Here is a 17,268-nt window from a genome sequence, read left to right on the forward strand (position 1 = left end):
TGCTCCTCTCGCAGTGGTCACCATGTGACCGGGAGTTCGTTGACGCCCTGGATCGTCGTGCCCGGGCGCAACGTCAGCCGGTCCACCGGAACCGCGAGGCGCAGCGTCGGAACACGCTTGATCAACGCGCCCAGGACGACCTCCAGTTCCAGGCGGGCCAGGTTCTGCCCGAGGCACTGGTGGAGGCCGTAGCCGAAAGCGAGATGATGACGGGCCGAGCGGTGTACGTCGAAGGCGTCCGGGTCCTCGAAGGCGGCGGCGTCGCGGTTGGCGATGGAGGTGCCGATGATGGCGCCCTCGCCCGCTTGGATCAGCTGTCCGTCGACGTCGATGTCGGCGGTGGCGACACGGCTGGTGGCGATGTCGACGTTGGTCAGGTAGCGCAGCAACTCCTCGACGGCGCCGGGCAGCAGGCCCGGGTCGGCGCGCAGCGCCGCGAGCTGCTCGGGGTGTTCCAGCAGGGTGATCACGCTGAGCGTGGTCATCGAGGCGGTCGTCTCATGCCCCGCGACGAGCAGCAGACGCGCGGTGTTGACCAGTCCCGCCCGGTCGATCCGACCGTTGGCCAGCGGCCCGGCAACCAGCTTGCCGAGCAGACCTGGCGCCGGTTCGCGCTCCAGCTCGGTGATCAGCCCGTCCAGGTACCGTGTCAGTTCCTCGCGGGCGGCGTTGGCCACCTCGGGGTCGGTGGACTGCACCTGCCGCCTGCTGGCGTCCTCGAAGAAGTCATGGTCGGCGTACGGCACACCGAGCAGCCGGCAGATCACCAGCGACGGAACCGGCAGGGACAACCGGCTGACCAGGTCGGCGGGCGGGCCTGCCGCCAGCATGGCGTCGATGCGGTCGTGCACGATCCGTTCGATGTCCTCGCGCATGCCCTTGGTCCGCCGCACGGTGAACTCGCTGAGCAGCATCCGCCGCTTGGTGTCGTGCTCGGGCGGGTCGGTGACGATGAACGACCGCTGGGACTCATGGAGTTCACGGCTGCGCTCGCGTACCACCGTGGCGCGTGGGGAGAGGGCGGGGAAGTTCGGGCGGGTGCGGTCGGAGGACATCCGCGGATCGGCCAGCAGCCTGCGCGCGGTCTCGTGCCTGGTGACCAGCCACGCCTGACGGCCGTCGTAGAGCGTCACCCTGTGCAGGGGCTCCTTCTCGGTACGTAACCGGAGGTATTCGGCGGGCGGTTGGTAGGGGCAGGTGCGGTCGCGCGGGTAGTCGGGGGCGTGCTCCGGCATGGTGGTCATCGCTCTCCTCGAACTCGGACGGTGCTCGTGAAGGATCGGGTCCGTTCTGTGACGCGCGGGCTGCCGGCTCCGGTGGGGGCCGGCAGTCGACGGGCGGTGGTGGGTCAGGGACGGGTCTTGGCCAGCAGTTCGACGATCTCCGCCGTGCTGCCGGTCTCGCCGAGCCTGGGGAAGATGTGCTCGACGCTGTTGCGGTGTGCTTCTTCGCTGCGGTCCGCCATGGCGTCGATGGCCAACGTGACGTGGTAGCCGTGCTCATGGGCGGCGCGGGCGGTGGACTCCACACCGATGCTGGTGGCGATACCGGCCAGCACGATCTGGGTGACGCCGCGGCGGCGCAGCTGCAGGTCGAGGTCGGTGCCGTGGAAGGCGCCCCAGTTGCGCTTGGTCACCGTGATGTCCTCGGGGTGGCCGGCCAGTTCGTCGACGATCACGTCCCAGCCCTCGGGCCAGCGGCCGGAGTGGCGCGGGGTCTCGGTGCGGCCGGGGACGGCGTCGGAGCCGTCGGCCGCGAAGGTGACCCGTACCAGCACGACCGGCAGGCCGTGCGAGTGGAAGGCGTCGGCCAACTCGACGCCGCGGGCCACTACTTCGGGGCCGGTGTGGGGGGCGGTGGCCGAGGCGGCGATGCCCTTCTGGAGGTCGATCAGTACGAGCGCGGTGCGCTCGTCGAGGGTACTCAGTGCCATGGGTGGGTCTTTCCCTTGCGTTGTTTCGGGGGTCAGCGGCGGCCGGTGCCCGGCGCCGTCTTCGGTAGTGCGTGAGCCAGCGGGGTCGCGGTCGCGAGCGGGACCGTGCCGCCCGCCATGGACAGCGCCGGGTGGTGCGGTCCGTCGGTGTGGGCGCCGTGTTCGAAGAAGGCGGCGCAGGCCGAGGAGGTGGCCATCGCGCTCAGGTAGGCGCAGGTGCGCAGCGGCCCGGCGGCGGAGCCCAAACGCTCGGCGTCGCCTGGTGGTAGAGCGCGTTCCGGTTGGCCAGGCCGTTGCCGCCGATCGGCGGCAACGCCACAGCGATCATCTGGCCGGGTTGAGGATCGGCCCCGGGGTCGTCCGGGTGATCAGCTCGGGGTCGAAGCCATCCTCCGGGCGTGAGTCGGGCGGCGACGCGCGCAGCCGCGTGAGTATCGCGCTCACAGCTCGGTGAGCCGTTCCAGCAGGGCCATCGCCTCGACGACGGTCTGCCGTTCCTGCTCGGTGTAGTGGTTCTGGAGGGCTCGGGTCAGCCACTCCTCGCGGGCCTGCCGGTCGCCGGCGGCGCGTTCCCGTCCGGCGCCGGTCAGCGTGACCAGTTGTCGGCGGCCGTCGTCGGGGTCGGGCTCGCGTTGGATCAGCCCCTGCTTGTCGAGTGCCGCCAGCGTGGTGGCCATCGACTGCGGGCGAACCCCCTCGGCGGCGGCGAGGCCGCTGGCCGACGCCGGTCCCCGCTTGTAGAGCAGGGTGAGCGCGGACACCTGGGAAGGCGTGAGGTCCTGGGTACTGGCGATCTCGCGCAGTCGGCGCCGCAGGCGGCTGAACACCACCCACACATCGCGCGCGGCGCGGGAGGCCGTCCCGGAGACACCGTCGGTGGTCTCGTCCATGCCCCCACGGTAAATCCTTCAGTTCAGGCTGTCCAGTTCTATCTGGTCAGCCTGAACTGATGAATCGTGGGTGGTTCCTTCGATGGGTGGTTCCGTTATGAGACGGTCTGCGCCCACTTCTCGGCGACGGTCTTCTTGGCGGTCGCCAGCTGGTCCTCGGTGGGGAAGGCGGGGGAGCCGGAGACCGCGGGGAGCTTGCCCGCGGCCACGGCGTCCAGGCTGCCGTTGACCTCCATGGCGTCCATCAGTACCGGGCGTGCGTACCCCTTGAGGAAGAGGTTCTGGCCGTCGTTGCTGTAGAGGTACTCCTCCCACAGCCGGGCGGCGGCCGGGTGCGGGGCGTTGGCGTTGATCGCCTGCGAGTAGTACTGGGCGTAGAGGCCGTCGGTGGGGACGTTCACCTGCCAGTCGACGCCCTTGTTCTTGAAGGCGTCCGAGTAGCCGACGTTGAGGTAGTCCCAGTCGATGGTGATCGGCGTCTGGCCCTTCTCGATCGACGTCGGAGTGGCGAACGCCGGGTTGAAGTTGCCGATCCGCTTGAGCTTGGCGAAGAAGTCAAGGCCCGGCTGGATCTCCACGTACGATCCGCCGTTCGCCATCGACGCCGCGTACACCGCGCCGAACGCGGCACCGGACTTGGTCGGGTCGCCGTTGAGCGAGACCTGGCCGCGGTACTCGGGCTTGGTCAGGTCGGCGAAGGTCTTCGGGCACTCCCGCACCCGCCTGGCGTCGCAGCCGATCGAGATGTAGCCGCCGTAGTCGTTGTACCAGTCGGCGTTGCTGTCCTTCTGGGCAGCGGGTATCTGGTCGTAGGAGGCCACCTTGTACGGGGCGAACAGGCCCTGCTGGGCGCCGCTGAGCGCGAACTGCGAGCCGAGGTCCAGCACGTCGGGCGCGTTCGACTGGCCCTTGCGGGACGTGACGGCGGTGATCTCGTCCTGGCTGGCACCGGTCGGGTTCTCGTCCTGCACCTTGATGCCGTACTTCTTGGTGAACCCGTCGATGACCGCGCCGTAGTTGGCCCAGTCGCGGGGCAGCGCGATCGCGTTGAGCGTGCCCTCCTTCTTGGCGGCGGCGACCAGGGCGTCCATACCGCCGAGGTCGGCCGCCGAGGTGGCGGTGGCAGCGCTCTTGTCGTTCGCCGTGGTGCTCGCGGCGGGCGTGGAGCCGCAGGCGCTCAAGGTGAGCGCCGCCGCGGCCAGGACGCCGGTAGCGCCGATCGCCCGGTTACGGGGCACGTTCACGGGTTCTCCTTGCGGGGGTCTGAAAAGGCCACGCTGCGGTGCAACATGACGGGCTCAGTACGTAGCAGTTCGGTGGCCGAAAAGTGAACAAGTGGCCGAGAAGCGATGACGGTAACCGGAACGAAGCGGGTCGTCCAGGGGGTGCAGGCCCTGTGTGGAGGATCTTTGCCGGATTGCGGTGTGTTTGATACCCGGTCGCGTGTTCGGAGCGTCGCGGCGGTGGCCACGGAGGGTGTGCCCAGCGGGCGAACACCCCCGATAGAAGCAAAAGCGACTTCTCGCGGCGAGTTGGGGTGAAGGGGCGGATCCGGGTGGATCGGTGGCGCGAGCTGGGGTGGTGCTCGCGGTGATGCGGAGCGGCCGCGCGGGCTGGGGGTGGGTGCGCGGCCGATCGGTGGTGCGGCTTGGCGCGCGCTCGTGGCGCGCGGTCGGTCGGCTACTCGGCCGCCTGCTCGTGAACGACGGCGAACAGGCCGCGGGCCTGGGATCCGTCCGATAGCCGCCAGTTCGCCGCGACATGTCCCAATGCGGCCTGGGTCTCGCCTCGTTCGGCGCTGAGAGCCCGATTCACCCGGATGCGGAGTTCCCGGGCGCCGGTCCGTACCAGGAGGTCGGTGCCGTGCGGCCCGTCGGCCACGGCCGAGGACTCGACCTCCGCCGTGTGGCCGCTCTCCGCGAAGTGGCCGACGACGGTCGGGTCCGGGGTGTCGTTCACGCTCTGCGACTGCGGCTCGGCCCGGCCCATGACGAGGGCGAGGAGTTGGGCGACGAGCACCGGGTCGTGGACGCCGTCGTAGACCCACCGCCGCCCCAGCACCCCGTGCTCCATGGTGCCGATCAGGGCGTGCTCGGCGCCGTCGAGCGGCGCCCCACGGTAGGTGAGCGGCGCGTGGTAGGTGACCGGCGCGTCCCCGGACCCGTCGGTGGCCGCCATGAACTCGATCCCGACCTCGCCCTTCGGGTCATCGAGCCGGAAACCGCCCGCCCTGCCCAGCTGCGGAGTACGACCAGCGGCGCCGAGGTACCAGGGCCGCGCGGGAAGCCATCCGGTGAGCAGTTCCAGCTTGGTCGGCGACAACGTGGTGCGGTAGATGACGGCCATACCTCGGACAACCCCTCCCGTTGGTTACGCCCATCCTGCCACTCCCCTTGGCGGGTAGGGGAGTTGCTGCCGCCGTGGCGTCGGTGACACGACACAGCGGTGGGGGCGATACGGCGTGGCCACCTCGGAGCCTGCTTCCATAGGGGGCGCCGTTGCCGTCAGCTGCGAGGAGCCGACCCTGAACACGTCGTTCGCGGAAGTACTGTCCGTGGGACTGCTGGTCGTGGTGCTGGTCTGCGCGGTGGTACGGCCATGGGGCTGGCCCGAAGCGGTGGTCGCGGTTCCGGCGGCGGGCGCGGTGATCGGCACCGGAGCGATCTCGCTGGACCACGCCAGGGTGGAGGCCGCCCGGCTCGGCCCGGTGATCGGGTTCCTCGCGGCGGTGCTGGTGCTGGCCCAACTCTGCGATGACGACGGGATGTTCCAGGCCTGCGGGGCATGGATGGCCCGTACGGCGGTGGGGCGACCGCGCCGACTGCTGGTCCAGGTGTTCGTGATCGCGTCGCTCACCACCGCGGTGCTGAGCCTGGACGCGACGGTGGTGCTGCTCACCCCGGTGGTGTTCGCCACCGCGGCCCGGCTGGGGGCACGGCCCAAACCGCATGTCTACGCCTGCACCCACCTGTCCAACACCGCCTCCCTGCTGCTGCCGGTCTCCAACCTCACCAACCTGCTGGCATTCGCCGCCAGCGGCCTGAGCTTCACCCGCTTCGCCGCCCTGATGGCGCTGCCGTGGCTGGTCGCCATCGCCGTCGAGTACGTGGTGCTGCGCCGGTTCTTCGCCACGGACCTGGCCGCCGGCGCGCAGGCACCGCCTCCCGCCGAAGCGCCGGAACCGCCGCTGTTCGCCCTGGTCACCGTCGCCTGCACACTGGGCGGCTTCGTGCTCACCTCCGCCCTCGGGGTGAATCCGGCCTGGGCCGCGCTGGGTGGCGCGCTCGTGCTCGCGGTACGGGCGCTGGCCCGGCGGCGCACCACGCCCGCCGCGATCGTCCGCTCCGCCGCGCTGCCGTTCCTCGCGTTCGTTCTGGCCCTCGGCATCGTGGTGCGCGCCGTGGTCGACAACGGGCTCGCCTCCGGGCTCGCCCATCTGGTGCCGGGCGGCACCTCACTGCCCGCGCTGCTCGGCATCGCCGCGCTGGCGGCCCTGTTGGCAAACGTCATCAACAACCTGCCCGCCGTCCTGGTGCTGCTGCCGCTGACCGCCCCAACCGGCCCCGGCGCCGTCCTCGCGGTGCTGCTGGGTGTCAACATCGGCCCCAACCTCACCTACGCCGGGTCCCTGGCCACCCTGCTGTGGCGGCGCATCGTGCACGAACACGACGCCGAGGTGGACCTCGGCGAGTTCACCCGCCTCGGCCTGCTCGTCGTACCCGCGGCACTGGTGCTCGCCGTGGTAGCACTGTGGACGTCCCTGCGCGTCGTCGGAGGCTGAGCACGTGACCGTCATCGTCTGGATCGTCGAGGGCACCTGGTACGCGTGCGTCGACGCCGCCCGCACCCACGCACCGCCGGACGCGCGGATCGTGCTGCTGCACGTCACCGGGCACGACGTCCCGGGCGCGGCGCACGGCGTCTACGCGGGGCTGCTGGGCCGCGGCCACCCCAAGGGGCACCACCCGGCCGAAGGCTGGGGGAGGGATCCCGGGGCGCGGATGGAGGACCTGGCCGCGGCCAGCGCGCAGGAGCTACTGGACGCCGCCGCCGAGCGGCTGGCCCGACCGTGCACCCGGCTCGCCCGGGTCGGTCGCGTCGAACGGGAGGTGGTCGCCGCCGCCGAGGGCGCCGACCTGCTCATCGTCGCCCGCGACGGTGACCGCAGCCGCCTCGGGCCGCGCAGCCTGGGGCCCGCCAGCCGCTTCGTCGTCGACCACGCCCCGTGCCCCGTCCTGCTCGTCTGGCCGGAACCGGCGCCGGGCATCGCCACGATCCCGCCGCCACCGCGTCACGGGTAGTGGGGCTCGGCCCGGCTGGAGCTGCCGACTCGCGGCAGGTCCAGCTCCGCCCGGGCGAAGGCGTCGGCCTCCGCGTCGGTGGTGAACAGCCGCCCGGTCGTGCGTAGTTCGTCCAGGACACCGAGTGCGTCCATGGGTGGCAGATGCTGGTCGCGGATGCCGCACACCAGGACCAGGGTTCCGCGTTTGGCCAACGCGGCGACGGTGTCCCGTAGCGCCAGGATCCCGGTGGCGTCGACGGCGGTGACCCGCGCCATACGCAGTACGACCACGCCCGTCTGGCACCGCATGAGCGGGCGCAGCAGCCGCGCGGCCGAGGCGAACAGCAGCGGCCCCTCGACGCGGTAGACGGCGAACGACCGTCCGTCGGGCTCTCGTCGTACACAAGCGGAACGCACCACCGCACGCAGCGCCAAGCCAGCGGCCAGCACCAGCCCGGCGGTAACTGCGGCGACCAGGCCAAAGGCCAGCGTGACCACGGCGGTTACCGCGACGACCGCGGCCTGCCCCCGATCCGCACGAGCCAGCGCCCGCAACGACCGGACGTCCACCATCCGCGTCGCGGTGGCGATCAGCACCCCGGCCAACGCGCACACCGGCACCGTCGCCACCAGCGGCGCGGCCGTGAAGGCGAGCACCCCCAGGGCCACGGCATGCACGAGCGCGGCCAGCCGAGAACACGCCCCCTGGCGCACGTTGCTGGCGGTACGAACCACGGTTCCGGTCGCCGCCAGCCCGCCGAACAGCGGCGCGGCCAGGTTTGCCACCCCCTGCCCGAACAACTCCCGGTCGCCGTCATGTGGTTCCCCATCGCTCATCGCGTCCGCCGCCGCTGCCGTGATCAGCGCCTCCAGCGCCACCACGGCGGCGACGGTCACCGCCGACGGCAGCAGCACCGGCATCGAGCGGAAGTCCAGGAAGCCCAGCGACGGATGCGGAAGGCTGGAGGGCACATGCCCGATGCGCGGCAAGGAAAGCCCCAGCACCCGTACCAGCACGGTGCCTCCGACCACCGCCACCAGGGCGGACGGCACGTTCGGCAGCAGTCGGCCACCGACCAGCCGGGCCACCACCACTGCCGAACAGAGCGCGATGGCCACCCAGTTGGGGTGCGCCATGGATCTGACCGCGGCCTCGATGACCGTGCCGCGCGGACGCACGGCGATACCCAGCCCGGGAGGGATCTGCTGAAGGATGATCACCGCCGCGCTGCCGATGGTGAATCCCTTGACGATCGGCGCGGGCAGATAGCGTAGACATCCGCTCACCCGGGACAGCGCCAGTGCGATGACCAGCAGCCCGGCCATCAGCCCCACGGTCAGCGCACCGCGGGCACCGAAGCGGTGTACGACGGGTGCGATCACCACCGTCAACACCCCTGTGGGGCCGGAGACCTGGAGGTTGGAACCGCCCAACAGGGCGGCCAACCCACCGGCCACCACCGCACTGGCCAGCCCGGCCTGGGGGCCGAGGCCCGAGGCGGCACCCAGACCGAGGGCGAGCGGAAGCGCGGTGATCGCCACCATGAGCCCGGCCAGCACGTCCTTGCGCGGGCAGCGCCCCATGTCAACGAGGTCGAGACGACTGGGCAGTACACCCCGTAACCGAGCCCATGCGCTCCCTGGACCGCCATAGGTGATCACTGGAACCCATTCCCTCCTTACTGGCTTTACGTTGCGTCAAGAAGGCATTGAGGAAAGGGGGAGAAGGGAATTCGTGCGACGGTGTCGGGGGCAACCGCCGGTCCACAAAGCCGTGTTCGAAGTTGAACGGCTTGATGCCATCGACAATGGCACGGACTACATGGCTGCTGCAATAAAGTCCGGATTACTCGGATTTTCCGGTGATTCGGCAGGGCTGGTCAGCGACATGGGATCAGGTGTCCAGCCCGGCGGCCGATGGCCGAGCGGCGGTTGCCGGTGTACTCGGCCAACGGCCCTGCGGAACCTATCCGTTGGTCAGCCGGTCGAAGGCGACCGGTAGGTGTTCCGGGCCGCGGAGCGTGGCGTTCTCGCGGTAGGGGGGTGGGTCGGCGACCAGTCGTGGGGCTTCCAGGCGCCGGGCCAGGGCGGTGAGGGCCAGCTGGGCTTCCGCGCGGGCCAGGGTGGCGCCCACGCAGTAGTGGATACCGCCGCCGAAACCCAGGTGGGTGTTGTCCCGGCGGTCGGGGACGAAGCGGTCGGGATCGGGGAAGCGGCGGTGGTCGCGGTTGCCCGCGGCGAGCATGATGCGGATCCTCGACCCCTTGGGGATGGTGGTGCCCGCGATGTCGATGTCGGCGAGTGCGCTGCGGCCCGACATCTGCACCGGAGGGTCGTACCGCAGTACCTCCTCCACCAGCGGGGTGGCCAGGCCGGGGTCGGTGCGCAGCCGGGCGAGGACGTCCGGGGCGCGCAGCAGGGCGAGTGTGCCGTTCGCGATCAGGTTGACGGTGGTCTCATGACCGGCGATGAGCAGCAGTACGAGGGTGACGCGCAGGTCCACCGGGCCCATCGGGCCCTCGTCGTCCCCACTGGACATCAGGGCGGACAGCAGGTCGTCGCCCGGCTCGGCCCGGCGCCGCTGGATGAGGGCCTCCAGGTACTCCAGCAGTTGGTCGCGGGCCTGCTGGGCGTCGCGGATCTGCTCCTCCGTCGGCGAGTCGACGGGATCCAGGGCGAGGGTGAGCCGACGGGAGAGGGAGCCGAAGACCGGCTCGTCCTCGCGTGGCACGCCGAGCAGTTCGCAGATCACGGTGACCGGCAGCGGGTAGGCCAGGTCGGCGACCACGTCGAGCTGCCCCGGCCCCGAGCTGGTGTGGGCGTCGAGGAGTTGGTCGACCAGTTCGGCTATGTGGTCGCGCATGCCGGTGATCCGCGGGACGAACTCCTGGGTGACCAGACGGCGTAGCCGGTCGTGCCGCGGCGGGTCCTGGACCAGCAGGCTGCGTTGGGGTGGTTTGGGGGCCTGCGGGTTGAGCCGGTCGGCACTGATCCGCGGATCGTGGAGCAGCTGCGCGATCTCGTGGTAACCGCTGACCAGCCAGGTCCCGTTGTCCATCCGGACCACCGGCCGCTCGCGCATCAGCGCGTAGTACGGGTAGGGGTCGGGCCGGTTCTCGTACCGCATGACCTGGGCGAACAGGTCGGTCGGCGAAAGCCGCGCGGTCGTGGTCATCAGCGTGCTCCCTTACGTGTGTGCGGTCGGAACGAGTTGGCCGGTGGTGCGGCCTTCGGCGTGCGCCCGGTGGGGGAACCCGGCGTCCACTGGGGTGGGTTGGGCCGGGCCGTCGGGGGCGTTGAGTACGGGCGGGAACGGTGCCCCGGCCTCGATGAGGGCGGCGTAACCGTCCAGCACGCGGGGGGAGTTGACGGCGACGGCGGCCACCAATCGTCCGGCGTGGCCGTAGGCGGCCACGAAACGGCGCCGGTCGAGTGAGCCCTGGGTGACCACGACCTGGTCGGCGATGGCGGGCAGGCCCACGGACTTGCAGTTGACCCCGAACTGGTTTGACCAGAAGGCTGGCAGCGGCTGGTGGAGCCGGTGGTCCAGGGGGTCATGGGTCATGTTGTGCGCGGCGGTGCGCGCCTGGGAGACGGCGTTGTCCCAGTGGTCCAGCCGCAGCAGTTGCCCGGGGTAGCGCGGATGCGGCCAGCGGGCGACGTCGCCCGCGGCGAAGACGTCCGGCACGACGGTGCCGTCAGCGGCCCGTACCCGGCAGGTGGCGTCGCAGGTCACGCCGCGGTCGTCGGTGGCCAGCCCGGAGTGGGCCAGCCACTCGGTGTTGGCGACGGCGCCCGTGGCGACGACGGCCACCTCCGCGTCCACCGTGCTGCCGTCGGACAGCACCGCGCGGCGCAACCGGCGGCGGGAGTCGCCCTCCAGCACCTGGACCGTGGTGTTCAGCCGTAGGTCCACCCCGGCGTCCCGGTACCAGCCGGCGGCGGCGTGGCCGACCACCCCGCCCAGCGCGCTCGCCAGGGGGGCCGCGCCGCGCTGGGTCACGGTCACCGCCAGCCCCAGGTCCCGGCAGGACGAGGCGACCTCGCCGCCGGTGAAGCCCGCGCCGACGACCAGCACCCGGTGGGGACCGGCGAGCAGTTCCGTCCGCAGCCGGTCGGCGTCGTCCCGCCCGCGCAGTAGGTGCACGCCGTGCAGGCCGCCCCCGGACGACTCGGGCCACGGGCGGGCGCGGGTCCCGGTGGCGATCAGCAGCCGGTCGTACGGCACCCGGCGCCCGTCGGCCAGCGTCACCTCGCGGCCGGGCACGTCCAGCCCGGTCGCGGCGGTGCCCAGCAGCCAGCGCGCGTCGATGTCGCGGAGCCGGGGCAGCACGGTGTGGTCGCCGGGCAGCCAGCCGGTCAGCACCGCCTTCGACAGCGGCGGCCGGTCGTAGGGCTCATGGGGTTCGTCGCCGATCAGGGTCAGCTCGCCGGTGAATCCCTCGTCCCGCAGCGCCTCCGCGGCGCGCAGCCCGGCCAGCGAGGCGCCGACGATCACGATCCGCCCGGCGCTCACCGGTCACGCTCCTCGGCCAGCGGCGACGGCTCGGTGGCCGCGCCCAGCGTGATCGCCTGTACCGGGCACGCGGCAGCGGCCCGCTCGACATCGCGTCGTGTGTCCTCGCCGGGGGCGTAGTCGTACTCCAGTGACTCCTCACCGTGGAACCGGAAGACCGTCGGGGCGGCGTAGACGCACTGTCCGTAGCTCTGGCAACGGTTCAGGTCCACCACAAGCCGCAGCGTGTCCGGTGGGGGCTGCGTGGTCATCGTTCTCCCTTTCCGCAGGGCGGCGTCTGCCCGCTGAACAGGGCCTGCGGCCCGGGCACGGCCGGGCTCGGCATCGCGGGCGCAACTCAGATAGTGACCGCTATTCGAACTGTACACGCTATTCGAGCTTTGACGTAGTGGTCACTATCTGAATAGCCTCCATGACATGGATGCACAGCCTGAGGAACCGGTGCGGCGGCGGCTGACCAGGGCCGAGACCAAGGCCCGAACCCGCGCCCTGCTGCTGGACGCGGCGGCGCGCACCTTCGCCCGCAAGGGCTTCACCGGTGCCTCGGTGGAGGAGATCGCCGAGGCGGCGGGCTTCTCCACGGGCGCGCTGTACTCGAACTTCAGCAGCAAGGAGGCGCTCTTCCTCGAACTGCTGTCGGACCGCAGGAGGGACCGCCTGGCGGCGGCCGCCCAGGCGCTGGACTCCCATGGGGCGGGCACCGCGGAGGCGGTCACCGAACTGGGGCGGCTGCTGGTCAACGTCGCCGACAAGGACATCGAATTCGCCGCGCTGCAGGCCGAGTTCTGGCTGTACGCCATCCGCAACCCCCAGGTGATGGGCGCGCTGGCGGACTCGGCACGCGAATCGCACCAGGCTCTGGAAGGCCTGGTCGCCGCGGCAATGGCCCGGCGCGGCGCGCCCGAAGGGGTCTCCGCGCAGGCCGTGGCGACGGTGGTGGCGGCTCTGTTCATCGGTCTGGTCCGCCAGCGACGCGTCGACCCCGACTGCGTTTCGGAGGAACTCTTCGGCCAGGCCCTCAACTGGCTGTTCACCGGCATCAACGCGGAGGACGCGGCATCCGACGGCGACTGAGCGCCGGTGGAACCCTTGTGGGCCGCCCGGCCGCGGCGAGTGCCTGACGAGCCGCGAACAGCGTGCGCGGCAACCCCTGTGACAGGTAAGGATGTTGGCGGCGGGACTGGCCGAACCGCGCCGCTCGGCAGCGGATCGGGCCAGCCCACCTGACGCAACCGCCCGCAGAAGGAGCCCCGACCGGTGACCGCCATTCCCAACTGTCTGATGATCCCGTGCCCCAGGCCCACTGCCACGCGTCGACTGGTGGTCTTCCCGCATGCGGGCGGGGGAGCGAACTTCTACCGTGCGTGGGGCGAGCGGTTCGGGCCGGACGTCGAGGTGTGGATCGTCCAGTACCCGGGGCGGGAGTCGCGGATGGCCGAGCCGTTCGTCAGTGACCTGGACGAGTTGGTGGGGGAGATATCCGCCGGTCTGCGGGCCACCGGCAACGAGCCGGGGAACACCGCCCTGTTCGGGCACAGCATGGGGGCGACCATCGCGTACGAGACCGCTCTGGCGCTGGCGGGCGGTCTCCCTCTCGACGCGCTGTTCGTCTCCGCGCGACGGGCACCCGGGAGCGGCCCGGTGTCCGAGGCGCGGGCGCGCCCCCGTACGGACGAGGAGATCCTGGCGGTGCTGCGGCAGCACGGTGGCACGCCGATGGAGATCTTCGATCAGCCGCTGGCACGGGAGCTGTTCCTGCCGGTGCTGCGCAACGACTACCTGCTGCTCGACTCCTACCGCCCGGAAGCGGGGCGGCCACTGCTGGACATACCGATCACCGCGCTAAGCGGACGCCAAGATTCCTCGGTCGAGGCGGAATCGGTCATGGGGTGGGGGCGGTTCACCACGGCCGAGTTCCACAGCCATGCCCTGGACGGCGGTCACTTCTACCTGGTGCCGCAGGTGGACCGCGTTGTGGAACTGGTTCGGGCACATCTGCGCGATTACCCCCTTGTCGGGAAGTCATCGATGCGCTGGAATGCGTGAGCTTGTCGGGACGGGTGTTCCAGCAGCATGCACGCGTCCGACAGCGGAACGCGTGGCCCTGGCATGCCCCCTGACGTCTTACCAGACGAAAGGATGTCGATGTTCGGCTGGCGGAAACCGCAGCTGGCAGGCGTCACACTGGCCGCCGCGTCCATGGTCCTGACCTTCGGGACCACCGCGAACGGCGCTGAGTTGACTTCTGCACCGAACGCGCAGGCGCTCTCGGACAACAGAGCGCCAACACCTGTGATCGTTGTCCTGAAGGACCAGCTATCCAACGCCCCGGCCGACGCCGGGCACTTGAAGGACCGGGCGCGTGAGGCCGCCGCCGCGCAGGCACCGCTGCTGGCGAAGGTCAGGGCGAACGGCGGCAGCCGTATCAAGAGCTTCGTCGTCGGCAACGCCTTCTCCGCGACGGTCAGTCCGGCGCTGCGCGACGCACTGGCGGCCGACCCCGCCGTCGCCTCGGTCGTCCCGGACGAGACGGTGAGGGTGACTCCGCCGAGCGCCACCGCCCCGGGCACCCAGGGCGGCGGCGCCAAGGGACCCCAGGCCGTCACGCCCAACGCCCGGGGCAACGGCAACGGGAAGAACCCGTACGCCATCTGCCCCAGCGACCCGTCCAAGCCGCTGCTGGAGCCCGAGGCGCTCTACTCGACGCACGTCGAGGGCACCCCCGGCTCGCCCGGCGCCCATCAGATCGCCACCGGCAAGGGGGTCAAGGTCGCCTACATCGCGGACGGCCTGGACCCCAACGACCCGGACTTCATACGCCCTGACGGCACGCACGCGGTCGTCGACCACCAGGACTTCTCGGGCGACGGCTGGGACGCGCCGAGCGGCGCCGCGGAGGCGTTCGGCGACGCCTCGGCGATGATCGCGCAGGGGAGGGAGAGCTACGACCTGTCGAAGTTCGTCAACCCCACCCACCCGCTGCCCGCCGGGTGCAACATCCGCATCGAGGGCTTCGCGCCCGACGCCTCGCTGGTGGCCCTCAAGGCCGGTGGCACCACGTTCCCCAACTCGGCGATCCTGCAGTCCATCGACTACGCCGTGTCGGTCGCCCATGTCGACGTGCTCAACGAGTCGTTCGGCAGCAACGTCACCCCGGACAGCGGTGCGCACGACACCATCTCGCTGTTCAACGACGAGGCGGTGGCCGCCGGTGTGACGGTGACGGTGTCCAGCGGTGACGCCGGTATCAACAGCACCATCGGCACCCCGTCCACCGACCCGCACGTGATCTCCACGGGCGCCTCGACGGACAACCAGACCTATCTGCAAACCGGTTACGCCGCCGCCCAGTTCTCCAACGGCACCTGGGCCAACGACCGCATCTCGGCGCTGTCGTCGGGCGGTTTCACCCAGGCCGGACGCACCGTCGACCTGGTCGCGCCCGGTGAGGCGGACTGGGCACTGTGCTCGCCCAAGATCAGCGAGTACACCGAGTGCACGAACTTCAACGGGACGGGCAGCGCGATCCAGCCGTTCGGCGGGACCAGTCAGTCCGCGCCGCTGACCGCCGGCGCGGCGGCCCTGGTGATCCAGGCCTACCGGGACAGCCACCACGGCCAGTCGCCAACTCCCGCGCTGGTCAAGCAGTTCCTCACCGGTACCGCCCAGGACCTCGGCCTGCCCGCGCAGGAGCAGGGCGCCGGTCTGCTGAACGTGCGCGGTGCGGTGGAGGCCGCCCGCGGCTACCACAGCCCCGCGGGCGCCAAGCAGAGCGGCACCGTTGCCGTGACCACCGGCCAGCAGGACATCTCCGGCACGCCGGGCTCCGGCCACACCGCTGACGTCACCGTGGTCAACACCGGCCACACCACCCAGACGGTCACCGGTGCCACCCGTACCTTCGCGCCGCTGGCGAACTCCCGGCAGACCGTGCCGCTGAACTCCTCCACCGACCCCAAGTTCGCGTACGCGACCAACGGTGCCACCTGGGTGCACCACGAGGTGAAGTTCACCGTGCCGCCGGGGGCCGACCGGCTCGCCGCGTCGATCGCCTGGCAGGGCAAGGCGCAGAAGTCGGGCGCCAACACCGTGACCCCGGTGGTCCGGCTCACCCTGCTGGATCCGTCCGGCCGGCTGGAGACCAACACCCGTCCGCAGGGCGGCCCGGTCTCGGCCAACTTCGGCATCGCCGACGTACCGCACCCGGTCGCGGGCAAGTGGACCGCGATTCTGTACACCCCCGCCGGTAGCGACGGGTTCACCGGTCCGGTGCTGCTGGACACCGCCACCCAGCGTGCGGTGCAGGCCGGTTCGGTCAGCCCGCAGGTGACCAGGCTGGCGCCGGGGCAGAGCACCACCCTGCACGTCCACCTCACCACTTCGAAGACCAGCGGTGACAGCGCCGAGTCGATCACCGTGGCCAGCTCCAACGGCCACACCACCAGCGTTCCGGTGATCCTGCGCAGCCTGGTCCGGCTCTCCGGCAAGGGCGGTGACTTCACCGGCACGGTCACCGGCGGCAACGCCCGTGACGCCTCGCCCGCGCAGTCCTTCACCTACGCCTTCGACGTCCCGTCCGGCCACCGCGACATCCGCGCCGGTGTGACGCTCAGCGACCCGAACGTACTCGTGCAGGGCGCGCTGATCACCCCCAACGGCACGCCGGTGGACATCGAGAGCAACGCGCTGCTGAACACCTCCGGTGCGTTGACCGGCACCACGCGGGGCGTGTCGGCCACCGCCGTCAACCCGGCGGCCGGTCGCTGGCGGTTCGTCCTGAACGTCCTCAACCCGGTCAGCGGCGCTGAGCTGAACGAGCCGTTCCACGGCACCGTCGGCCTGGACCAGGACCAGGCGACCGCCACCGGTCTGCCGAACAGCACCAGCGCCAAGTTGGTGGCGGACAAGCCCACCACCGTGCGTGTGACCTACACCAACAACACCGCGGCCACCCAACTCGTGCAGGCCGACGGCCGGCTCACCAAGATGGTGGACGTCCCGCTGGTGCCGCAGGGCACCTCGGCCACCGTCGCGCTGCCGCTGCACCCGACCTCGACCACCCCGGGTTTCCTGGTGCCCCCGGGCACCGACAGGTTGACCTCGGTCGCGGCCTCCTCGACGCCAGCGCAGCTGGAGTTGAGCGCCACCGCCGGTTCGCCGGACTCGTTCGGTGACCTCAAGCAGGCGCAGGACGGTTCCACCGTCTCGGTCGTCAAGGGCCAGGGCAGCGCCGCGCAGCCGGTGGTTCCGGGCTTCTGGAGCAGCTACGTGCAGCAGATCGGCCCGTTCCCGGCGGCCGGTGCTCCGGCCGGTACGTCGACCATCACCGCCAGTGCCCACACCCAGGCGTTCGACCCGGCGCTGACCTCCAGCACCAACGACCCGTTCGCGGTCGCGGTGAACGCCTCGGCCCCGACCCTCAGCCCGGTCACCGTCAAGCCGGGTGCCACCGGCTCGCTCCAGGTCACCATCACTCCGCGCGGCCCCAAGGGCAGCACCGTGCACGGCGTGCTGTACCTGGTGACCGCCCCGGGCGGTGTGGCCACCGCCAACAACCAGATCGGCACCACCGGTTCGGTCCTGGCGGCGATCCCGTACACCTACACCGTCAGCTGACGCGGATCAGCCAAATCCCGGCCGGGGCCGC

Annotated in this window: 15 protein-coding genes; 5 read left to right on the forward strand and 10 right to left on the reverse strand. The window is 71.1% G+C overall.

Translation table 11 applies throughout. The annotated features are described in order from the left end of the window. Window positions 1–17: 17 nt before the first annotated feature. From O5O46_RS22960 to O5O46_RS22985, 6 genes are all read right to left on the reverse strand, one after another. Window positions 18–1,244: a cytochrome P450 gene (locus O5O46_RS22960; protein ID WP_269857431.1), complete on the reverse strand. Its 1,227-nt coding sequence runs from the start codon at window positions 1,242–1,244 to the stop codon at window positions 18–20. Window positions 1,245–1,348: 104 nt separating this feature from the next. After that, window positions 1,349–1,933, reverse strand: coding sequence for a hydrolase (locus O5O46_RS22965; RefSeq protein ID WP_269857432.1), 585 nt, complete (start codon window positions 1,931–1,933; stop codon window positions 1,349–1,351). Window positions 1,934–1,965: 32 nt separating this feature from the next. Further along, a complete protein-coding gene (locus tag O5O46_RS22970; protein ID WP_269857433.1) occupies window positions 1,966–2,178 on the reverse strand; it encodes a hypothetical protein in 213 nt (70 codons plus the stop codon). A gap of 195 nt (window positions 2,179–2,373) precedes the next feature. After that, the gene (locus O5O46_RS22975; RefSeq protein WP_269857434.1) at window positions 2,374–2,823 is read right to left on the reverse strand and encodes a MarR family winged helix-turn-helix transcriptional regulator; all 450 of its coding nucleotides are present in this window, start codon (window positions 2,821–2,823) and stop codon (window positions 2,374–2,376) included. A 95-nt stretch (window positions 2,824–2,918) separates the two neighbouring features. Then, window positions 2,919–4,067 carry an ABC transporter substrate-binding protein gene (locus O5O46_RS22980; protein WP_269857435.1) on the reverse strand — a complete coding sequence of 383 codons (1,149 nt, stop codon included), beginning with the start codon at window positions 4,065–4,067 and terminating at the stop codon, window positions 2,919–2,921. A gap of 436 nt (window positions 4,068–4,503) precedes the next feature. Continuing rightward, window positions 4,504–5,169 carry a maltokinase N-terminal cap-like domain-containing protein gene (locus tag O5O46_RS22985; protein WP_269857436.1) on the reverse strand — a complete coding sequence of 222 codons (666 nt, stop codon included), beginning with the start codon at window positions 5,167–5,169 and terminating at the stop codon, window positions 4,504–4,506. A 178-nt stretch (window positions 5,170–5,347) separates the two neighbouring features. Between O5O46_RS22985 and O5O46_RS22990 the strand changes: the two genes are divergently transcribed. After that, window positions 5,348–6,604, forward strand: coding sequence for an SLC13 family permease (locus O5O46_RS22990; RefSeq protein ID WP_269857504.1), 1,257 nt, complete (start codon window positions 5,348–5,350; stop codon window positions 6,602–6,604). A gap of 4 nt (window positions 6,605–6,608) precedes the next feature. After that, on the forward strand, window positions 6,609–7,124 hold the full coding sequence (locus tag O5O46_RS22995) for a universal stress protein (protein WP_269857437.1): 516 nt from the start codon (window positions 6,609–6,611) through the stop codon (window positions 7,122–7,124). Here the strand turns inward: O5O46_RS22995 and O5O46_RS23000 are convergent. From O5O46_RS23000 to O5O46_RS23015, 4 genes are all read right to left on the reverse strand, one after another. Beyond that, a complete protein-coding gene (locus O5O46_RS23000) occupies window positions 7,115–8,689 on the reverse strand; it encodes a SulP family inorganic anion transporter (RefSeq protein WP_269857438.1) in 1,575 nt (524 codons plus the stop codon). The genes O5O46_RS22995 and O5O46_RS23000 overlap by 10 nt on opposite strands. 382 nt (window positions 8,690–9,071) lie before the next feature. Further along, the gene (locus O5O46_RS23005) at window positions 9,072–10,280 is read right to left on the reverse strand and encodes a cytochrome P450 (RefSeq protein WP_269857439.1); all 1,209 of its coding nucleotides are present in this window, start codon (window positions 10,278–10,280) and stop codon (window positions 9,072–9,074) included. A 12-nt stretch (window positions 10,281–10,292) separates the two neighbouring features. Further along, entirely contained in the window at window positions 10,293–11,621 is a 1,329-nt protein-coding gene (locus O5O46_RS23010) for an NAD(P)/FAD-dependent oxidoreductase (protein ID WP_269857440.1), read from the reverse strand. Beyond that, on the reverse strand, window positions 11,618–11,845 hold the full coding sequence (locus O5O46_RS23015; protein WP_269857505.1) for a ferredoxin: 228 nt from the start codon (window positions 11,843–11,845) through the stop codon (window positions 11,618–11,620). Before O5O46_RS23015 ends, O5O46_RS23010 begins: the two co-directional genes overlap by 4 nt. A gap of 193 nt (window positions 11,846–12,038) precedes the next feature. Here O5O46_RS23015 and O5O46_RS23020 point away from each other — a divergent pair, with 193 nt between their 5' ends. From O5O46_RS23020 to O5O46_RS23030, 3 genes are all read left to right on the forward strand, one after another. Then, window positions 12,039–12,695: a TetR/AcrR family transcriptional regulator gene (locus tag O5O46_RS23020; RefSeq protein ID WP_269857441.1), complete on the forward strand. Its 657-nt coding sequence runs from the start codon at window positions 12,039–12,041 to the stop codon at window positions 12,693–12,695. Window positions 12,696–12,878: 183 nt separating this feature from the next. Further along, complete coding sequence (locus tag O5O46_RS23025; protein WP_269857442.1) at window positions 12,879–13,667, forward strand: thioesterase II family protein; 789 nt, start codon at window positions 12,879–12,881, stop codon at window positions 13,665–13,667. Between the two features lie 99 nt (window positions 13,668–13,766). Then, a complete protein-coding gene (locus O5O46_RS23030; RefSeq protein WP_269857443.1) occupies window positions 13,767–17,237 on the forward strand; it encodes a S8 family serine peptidase in 3,471 nt (1,156 codons plus the stop codon). Window positions 17,238–17,268 lie beyond the last annotated feature (31 nt).

It is taken from the genome of Streptomyces sp. RPT161 (assembly GCF_027533845.1).
GTDB lineage: Bacteria > Actinomycetota > Actinomycetes > Streptomycetales > Streptomycetaceae > Streptantibioticus_A > Streptantibioticus_A silvisoli_A.

Coding starts and splice junctions, on each gene's coding strand:
- O5O46_RS22985 (WP_269857436.1), bottom strand. CDS start 5,169: ATGGCCGTCATCTACCGCACCACGTTGTCGCCGACCAAGCTGGAACTG.
- O5O46_RS23020 (WP_269857441.1), top strand. CDS start 12,039: ATGGATGCACAGCCTGAGGAACCGGTGCGGCGGCGGCTGACCAGGGCC.
- O5O46_RS22960 (WP_269857431.1), bottom strand. CDS start 1,244: ATGACCACCATGCCGGAGCACGCCCCCGACTACCCGCGCGACCGCACC.
- O5O46_RS23000 (WP_269857438.1), bottom strand. CDS start 8,689: ATGGGGCGCTGCCCGCGCAAGGACGTGCTGGCCGGGCTCATGGTGGCG.
- O5O46_RS23030 (WP_269857443.1), top strand. CDS start 13,767: ATGTTCGGCTGGCGGAAACCGCAGCTGGCAGGCGTCACACTGGCCGCC.
- O5O46_RS22965 (WP_269857432.1), bottom strand. CDS start 1,933: ATGGCACTGAGTACCCTCGACGAGCGCACCGCGCTCGTACTGATCGAC.
- O5O46_RS22975 (WP_269857434.1), bottom strand. CDS start 2,823: ATGGACGAGACCACCGACGGTGTCTCCGGGACGGCCTCCCGCGCCGCG.
- O5O46_RS23005 (WP_269857439.1), bottom strand. CDS start 10,280: ATGACCACGACCGCGCGGCTTTCGCCGACCGACCTGTTCGCCCAGGTC.